Origin of the sequence: Neobacillus drentensis, from assembly GCF_036965425.1 — a bacterium.
Classification (GTDB): domain Bacteria; phylum Bacillota; class Bacilli; order Bacillales; family Cytobacillaceae; genus Neobacillus; species Neobacillus drentensis_F.
Map to the genome: position 1 here is coordinate 1 of NZ_JBALPP010000191.1, position 7,203 is coordinate 7,203.

Annotated in this window: 7 protein-coding genes; all 7 read left to right on the top strand. The window is 35.3% G+C overall.

Features of this window, described 5'->3' with window-relative positions; genetic code table 11:
• Nucleotides 1-181: 181 nt before the first annotated feature.
• On the top strand, nucleotides 182-817 hold the full coding sequence (locus tag V7161_RS29635) for an FMN-dependent NADH-azoreductase (protein WP_335716354.1): 636 nt from the start codon (nucleotides 182-184) through the stop codon (nucleotides 815-817).
• A gap of 452 nt (nucleotides 818-1,269) precedes the next feature.
• A complete protein-coding gene (locus V7161_RS29640; protein WP_335716355.1) occupies nucleotides 1,270-2,208 on the top strand; it encodes a ring-cleaving dioxygenase in 939 nt (312 codons plus the stop codon).
• A gap of 22 nt (nucleotides 2,209-2,230) precedes the next feature.
• Nucleotides 2,231-2,839, top strand: coding sequence for a flavin reductase family protein (locus V7161_RS29645; RefSeq protein WP_335716356.1), 609 nt, complete (start codon nucleotides 2,231-2,233; stop codon nucleotides 2,837-2,839).
• Between the two features lie 107 nt (nucleotides 2,840-2,946).
• Nucleotides 2,947-3,552, top strand: coding sequence for a nitroreductase family protein (locus V7161_RS29650; protein ID WP_335716357.1), 606 nt, complete (start codon nucleotides 2,947-2,949; stop codon nucleotides 3,550-3,552).
• A gap of 262 nt (nucleotides 3,553-3,814) precedes the next feature.
• On the top strand, nucleotides 3,815-4,438 hold the full coding sequence (wrbA, locus tag V7161_RS29655) for an NAD(P)H:quinone oxidoreductase (RefSeq protein ID WP_335716358.1): 624 nt from the start codon (nucleotides 3,815-3,817) through the stop codon (nucleotides 4,436-4,438).
• A 558-nt stretch (nucleotides 4,439-4,996) separates the two neighbouring features.
• The gene (cdaS, locus tag V7161_RS29660) at nucleotides 4,997-5,623 is read left to right on the top strand and encodes a sporulation-specific diadenylate cyclase CdaS (protein WP_335716359.1); all 627 of its coding nucleotides are present in this window, start codon (nucleotides 4,997-4,999) and stop codon (nucleotides 5,621-5,623) included.
• Between the two features lie 80 nt (nucleotides 5,624-5,703).
• Nucleotides 5,704-7,029, top strand: coding sequence for a glycosyl hydrolase family 18 protein (locus tag V7161_RS29665; protein ID WP_335716360.1), 1,326 nt, complete (start codon nucleotides 5,704-5,706; stop codon nucleotides 7,027-7,029).
• Nucleotides 7,030-7,203 lie beyond the last annotated feature (174 nt).

Genomic DNA, 7,203 nt, shown 5'->3' on the forward strand with positions numbered 1-7,203 from the left:
ATAATAATCTGCCAGCCAGCAACAGGGAGATACGAAAGAATTCTTTTTAAACATAAACAAGATTGTTGAATTAACTTCTAAATTATATTACTATTATTTCGAATTAAAATTATCTTAATTCGAAATATAACATGATTTTAGTTTAAAACTAAAACTATTAGGAATGAAAGGAAAGAGAAAAATGACAAAAGTATTGTACATTACTGCTCATCCCCTTGATCACAATCAATCTTTCAGTATGGCAGCAGGAAAAGCATTTATTGAAACTTATAAAGAAGTAAATCCGAATGATGAAATTGTTTCGATTGACCTTTATAAGGGAAATATTCCACATATTGATGCTGACGTATTTAGCGGATGGGGGAAACTCCAATCTGGGAAAGGATTCGAGGAACTTTCTTCTGAAGAGCAAGCTAAAGTTGGGCGGCTTTCAGAGTTATCTGATCAATTTATTTCAGCTGATAAATATGTATTTGTAACACCTTTATGGAACTTTTCATTTCCACCAGTTATGAAGGCATATCTTGATTCTGTTTCCGTTGCAGGTAAAACCTTTAAATACTCAGAACAAGGTCCTGTAGGATTATTGACGGATAAAAAAGCGCTACATATTCAAGCTCGTGGCGGTATTTATTCAGAAGGTCCTGCAGCTCAAATGGAAATGGGACACCGCTATCTAAATGTGATGATGCAATTCTTCGGAGTCCCTTCTTTTGAAGGTTTATTTGTAGAAGGACATAACGCAATGCCAGATAAAGCACAAGAAATTAAAGAAAATGCAATTGCAAGAGCAAAAGATTTAGCTCATACTTTTTAATTGATTGGCAAATTAATAGCATAGCAAATTTATGAAGAGTCAACAAAATTGTTGGCTCTTATTTTTTTGATTGAATAGTAAGGGATGAGTTAATTACGTTCCGATCTTACGCCGAGTAAGATTCAGGTTTAATGGTATGGAAGTTTTTAATACATTGTTGACAAAGTGTTTAAATTTATTATAATAAAGTTATCTTGAATTTGAGATATTTTAATTGGAGATATAATTGTGAGTTCCATTATTATTGCTTTTATGGGCCCTGGGCAATATGCGTTAGACTTTTATTTTTCCAAAATATCTCGAATTGTAGATTATTGAATTAAAAATAAATAATTTAACAGAGTTAAATCGTATCAAATGTTCAAAACAATCATTAGGTATTAGATTAATAAAAGGATCAATCAACTGTTCATTTATAGAATAAAAAATCTTCCGATAATGGAGTGACAAAAATGACTAAGAAAACGATGGGTATTCATCATATTACTGCAATTGTAGGTCATCCACAGGAGAATGTAGATTTTTACGCAGGGGTTCTAGGTTTGCGTTTAGTCAAACAAACTGTAAATTTTGATGATCCTGGCACTTATCATCTTTATTTCGGTAATGAAGGTGGAAAACCGGGGACGATTATCACCTTTTTCCCTTGGGTAGGGGCTCGTCAAGGAATCATTGGAGATGGTCAAGTGGGGGTTACTTCTTATGTAGTTCCAAAAGGCGCCATGGAATTCTGGGAAAATAGACTTGAAAAATTCAATGTTTCGTACACAAAAATGGAACGCTTTGGAGAGCAATATTTAGAATTTGATGATCCGCATGGACTTCACTTGGAAATTGTGGAAAGAGAAGAAGGGGAAGTTAATTCTTGGACTTTTGGAGGGGTAACTCCTGAAGTTGCTATTAAAGGTTTTGGCGGCGCAACTCTATTTTCTGCACAACCTAACAAAACGGGGGAATTGTTAGAAAAAGTAATGGGATTTGAATTTATCGGAAAAGAAGGAGATTTCGCCCGTTATCGTTCCTCAGCCGATATCGGAAATATCATTGATCTAAAATTAACGCCTATTGGACGCGGTCAAATGGGTGTAGGAACAGTGCATCACATTGCATGGCGGGCAAAAGATGACCAGGATCAATTGGATTGGAAGGTATTTGTAGAGAGAAATGGATATGGAGTAACCCCGGTTAGAGACAGAAACTACTTTAATGCGATTTACTTTAGAGAACATGGGGAAATTCTATTTGAAATTGCAACAGATCCACCAGGGTTCGCTCATGATGAAACACACGCAACAATGGGAGAAAAATTGATGGTGCCTTCACAATATGAACCTCATAGAGGACAAATTGAGCGCGCATTGTTTCCGTTTGAAGTGAGAGAATTAGACTAATTCACGAAAAGGAATGATTGCTATGCTTTCCATAGACCCAGCCACAAATACCGAAAGAGAAAATTATAAATTTTTAATAGGAAGCATTATACCTAGACCGATTGCTTTCGTCACAACGATTTCGAAAGATGGTATTTTGAATGGTGCACCATTCAGTTATTTTAATATTGTTACAGCTAATCCGCCAATGATATCTTTAGCGATTCAACGGCCAGAAGGAAGACAGAAGGATACAGCGAGAAACATCATCGAGGCCAAGGAATTTGTTGTCCATATTGTGGATGAACAAAATGTTGAAAAAGTAAATAAAACAGCGGCAATCCTGCCTCCAGATCAGAGTGAGATTGAGTTAGCAAATTTAACTCCTATTGACAGCATAAAAATTTCTGTTCCTGGAGTAGAGGAAGCAAAAATCCGAATGGAATGTGTTTTAGAACATTCCGTAGAATTAGGTGGTTCGGAATCACCTGGCAGTGATTTAATTATTGGAAAAGTGGTTCAATTTCATATTGATAATGAAATTTATGAAAAGGGAAGAATAAACCCTAGGGGCTTAGCCGCTGTAAGCCGATTGGCTGGTAATAATTATGCGAAAATTGGAGAGATTTTTGAAATAGAACGACCTAAATAACTTCTTGTAAATCCCTTTGGTATAAAGAATTTTAAACAGAGGAATTATTAAAATTGAATTTTGAATATTGAAATTAAACATTAATAGAATGAGCAGGAGATGATGAAATGACAGGATCGAAGGATTTTTATACCGCAGTAGAGGAACGACGTACCGTTTATGGAATTAGCAGTGAACCAGTGGTATCTGATGAAAGAATTCAAGAGGTAATAAATCATGCTGTAAAGCATACCCCATCAGAATTTAATACTCAAGCCCAAAGAGTAGTTCTTTTATTAGGAGAACATCACACTAACTTTTGGAGTATTACAACTGAAACATTGAGGAAAATCGTTCAAGCTGAAAAGTTTGCACCTACTGAAGAAAAAATGAATGCCTTTGGAAGTGGATATGGCACCGTATTATTTTTTGAAGAAATGGCAGTAATTGAATCTTATCAAAAACAATTTTCGTCATATGCCGAAAATTTCCCTGTTTGGGCTCAACAATCAAATGCAATGCTTCAATATGTAGTATGGACCTCGTTGGAAATTGAAGGGTTCGGTGCTTCATTACAACACTATAATCCACTTATTGACGAAGAAGTCAAAAAGAAATGGAGAATTCCAAGTAGTTGGAAAATGATAGCCCAAATGCCATTTGGTAAGCCGACAGCTTCACCTAAAGAGAAACAATTCCAGCCAATAGAAGACCGTGTTAAAGTATTTAAATAAAATACAGGCAGTGTTAAACTTGCCTGTTGATTGAGCGAAAGCAGCTCACATTGGGGTGCAATAAAAAAACTAATCGGATAGACTTCCGATTAGTTTTTTTATTTTTAACGAATCGTAAAATCTTTCGATTATTTTTTTGTGGTAAAAAATATGAGGAAAGGTGTAAAACTTAGGATTGAAATTAAAAGCAAGGGCAACATAAATTTGAATTTCTAATGAAGTTTTCATTTTATTATTTATAAATGAAAGGGAGATTGGCAATATGTCTAATGTAAATCTTGCAATCATCTTATATAGTTCAACAGGTACAAATTATCAGTTAGCACAATGGGCTGCTGAGGGGGCGAAGGAAACTGGTGTAGAGGTTAAAATATTAGCAGTGCCTGAATTAGCTCCTCAATCAGTTATTGAAGCTAACCCTGCATGGAAGCACTATTATGAGGAAGTTGGAGTATGCATTCCAACAGTATCACTAGATGATTTAGAATGGGCAGACGCAATAATTTTCAGTGTTCCAACTCGTTTTGGTAATATGCCATCACAGATGAAACAGTTTTTAGACACAACAGGTGGTTTATGGTTTAATGGGAAACTTGTAAATAAAGTGGTTAGTGCTATGACATCCGCACAAAACAGACATGGTGGACAGGAGGCAACCATATTATCGCTATATACAACGATGCATCACTGGGGAGCGATTATTGCAACTCCAGGATATACTGATCAAGTGATATTTGGTGCTGGAGGAAACCCATATGGAACAAGTGTTACTGTTGATCAGAATGGGAAAATGGTTGAGGAGCATTCTGCCGTTCAAGCTGCCGTTAAGCATCAGGCAAAACGTACAGTTACAATAGCAGAATGGGTAAAAAAAGCTATTCAATAATTAATTACCTAGTTACTTCAGTGGAGAAAAAATCAAAAATTCAGAAATTAATAAGTGAGGATGAGCTCGATTATAACCAATTTGGAAATAAAAGAATCTCTTGAAAGTGTTCGTTAATTTTTTATTGATTATAGATTTTTTTATGATTACATACTGTCTTTTAAAGGTACCATTTCCAGATTTTTAATAAAATCAATATCATTAAGGATCCTCAGTATGGGATCCTTTTTTTATATGTCTTTATTGGATTAATTTACTATTTTATATTAACAGAACATCTTACTAATACTATAATGGATCAGTTTATAAATCATGAAAGTCAAATTTATTATGATAAAATGGCAGATTCCCCCTGGTTTAGATGAACTTAGCATGAAGTGTGGTTTGAAGACCCTTGTAATCTACTTACTAAATTCAGGCTATTTAAAGAATATGGATAAGAAGAGTTAGGCTGCTGGCATTTAGGTACCACTATGCAACAAATTGAGGAGATATTACTATAGGAATTTAATTTTCAATAGTCCTACAGGATAAAAATGTATTTGGAGGGATCCGTGCATGGATAGCAATAATTGTGACTTTTCACCGATGAAACAACATTTAGAAGAAGGTATTCAACAACTAATTCTCCTATTGCAATCTAATTTAGACATACTTGGTAAAGAAAATTATTGTGTATTGGGAAGTCTCGAGGATGTTAAACAACATTTAATTGAAATTGAAACAATGGCTGCTTCTTTTTACTTAAATTGTTATTTATCATCTTTTACTGATACTTATGAAGATATATCCACTACTGTTCAGAATCTCTCGAAACATAGGCACGGTGGCCTGATTGTAGTTCAACGTGTTGATTCCGTTGAGCCTATTATTCAAAAAGGAACGACAATAGGAGCATTAGTAACGCCTAAATTATTGGAATCCATCTTTTACCCAGGGAACCCGTTGCATGATGGGGCTGTTTTAATTAAGGGAAACGAAGTGGTTTCTGCAGCTAATGTCCTTCCTTTAACAACAAAGAATATAGTGGGTAAAAAACTGGGGACACGTCACAGAGCAGCTCTTGGGATATCAGAAAAAAGCGACGCCCTAGCATTAGTGGTATCCGAAGAAACGGGCAAAATTTCATTTGCCTTAGACGGAAAACTATATCCTATTAATACTAAACAGCCCATTGTTTTTTAAGGTCATAAACTAAAGAATTGCCTGTTTCAAAACAATTTTAGCTATTACTATGATAGAAAATTTATTATTGGAGGATTCCTATGATAAAGAAACTTTTGTTTTTGTTAATTTTAGCTAGTGTGGTTTTAATGACTCCCATTTTCGCTTTTGCTCAAGTCATCCATGAAGTGAAACCTGGTGATAGCCTTACCAAAATATCAAAACAATACAAAATAGACGAAGAGGGCCTAGCTAAGCTGAACGGTTTAGCTAAGAATACTCACCTAGTCCTTGGACAGGCAATGATGATACCTGGTTCGACTTATATTGTTCAGCAAGGTGAAAGTATTTGGGAGATCGCTAATCGTCACGCAATTAGTGAAATAACATTAATGAGACAAAATCATTTAAAGAGTCGAGTACTTGTCCCTGGTCAGAAATTAAGTATCCCTAGGCCGCCTAAAATGAATATTTGGACTGGAACTTATTTTGTTCCAAAAGATAAGAATTCAAATGCTTGGATGCTGAATAACTATAAAAAGACTCTTACTAGTATTTTCGTGTTTGAGTATAGGTCCGATGAACAAGGAAATATCATTGAAACACCAGAAAACGAGGCGCATCAGATTGCTTGGAAAGAAAATCTTCCACCTTTTGCCACACTTACAAATTTAAGTGAAAAGGGGTTTGATCCTAATCTTACTCATCAGTTAATAAGTTCGCCATGGTTACGACAAAAATTTGTCAATAATATATATTCCCTTTTAGATAGTCACGATTACAAAGGAGTAGTAATTGACTTTGAACAGGTAAAAACAAAAGATCGGGCTAACCTTAACCAGTTTATTAAGGAATTAGCTTCAAAGCTTCATCCGGCAGGAATGGAAATTATGATGGCTGTTCCGCCAAAAGAAGGCGATCAAATGCCATCTTATTCTACAGGTTATGATTATCGAACGCTTGGGAAATACCTGGATAGAATGTTTTTGATGACATATGATTGGCATTGGCCGGGAGGACCTTCAGGGCCAATTGCTCCGATAGACAGAGTGAAATCTACACTGAATTATGCAGTTTCTGTTGTAGATAAATCAAAGTTAATGCTTGGAATTCCTCAATACGCATATGATTGGGTTATAGGAACTAATAAGCGATCAGGTTATGCTTATTCCACTCAACATGCCATTGATTTATACACAGGATATCAAAGTCCGGTTCATTATAATGAGAATGCTGCTGCACCTTGGTTCCGTTATGTTGACAATAAAGGAAATCTACATGAAGTGTGGTTTGAAGACCCACGCAGCTTACTGGTTAAGTTTCGACTAGTTCGACAATATGGACTAGGTGGAATGGGGTGCTGGCACTTAGGTCTAACCATGCCTCAAACAGAAAAAATGTTACTAGAGGAATTTAATGTGCACTAATATTGTTATACCTTAATACAATCAATCTCTTCCAGGGGACTTAAAAAATGCTATTGACTGGTTTCAAGAGTAGACCAATTAATTGTAAAAAACTTGTTATTCTTGCAGAGTGGTCTCCTGGTTTTTTCTTAGCAATCGAATCAGAAAATGATTAATATTCTTAAACTTTAATAA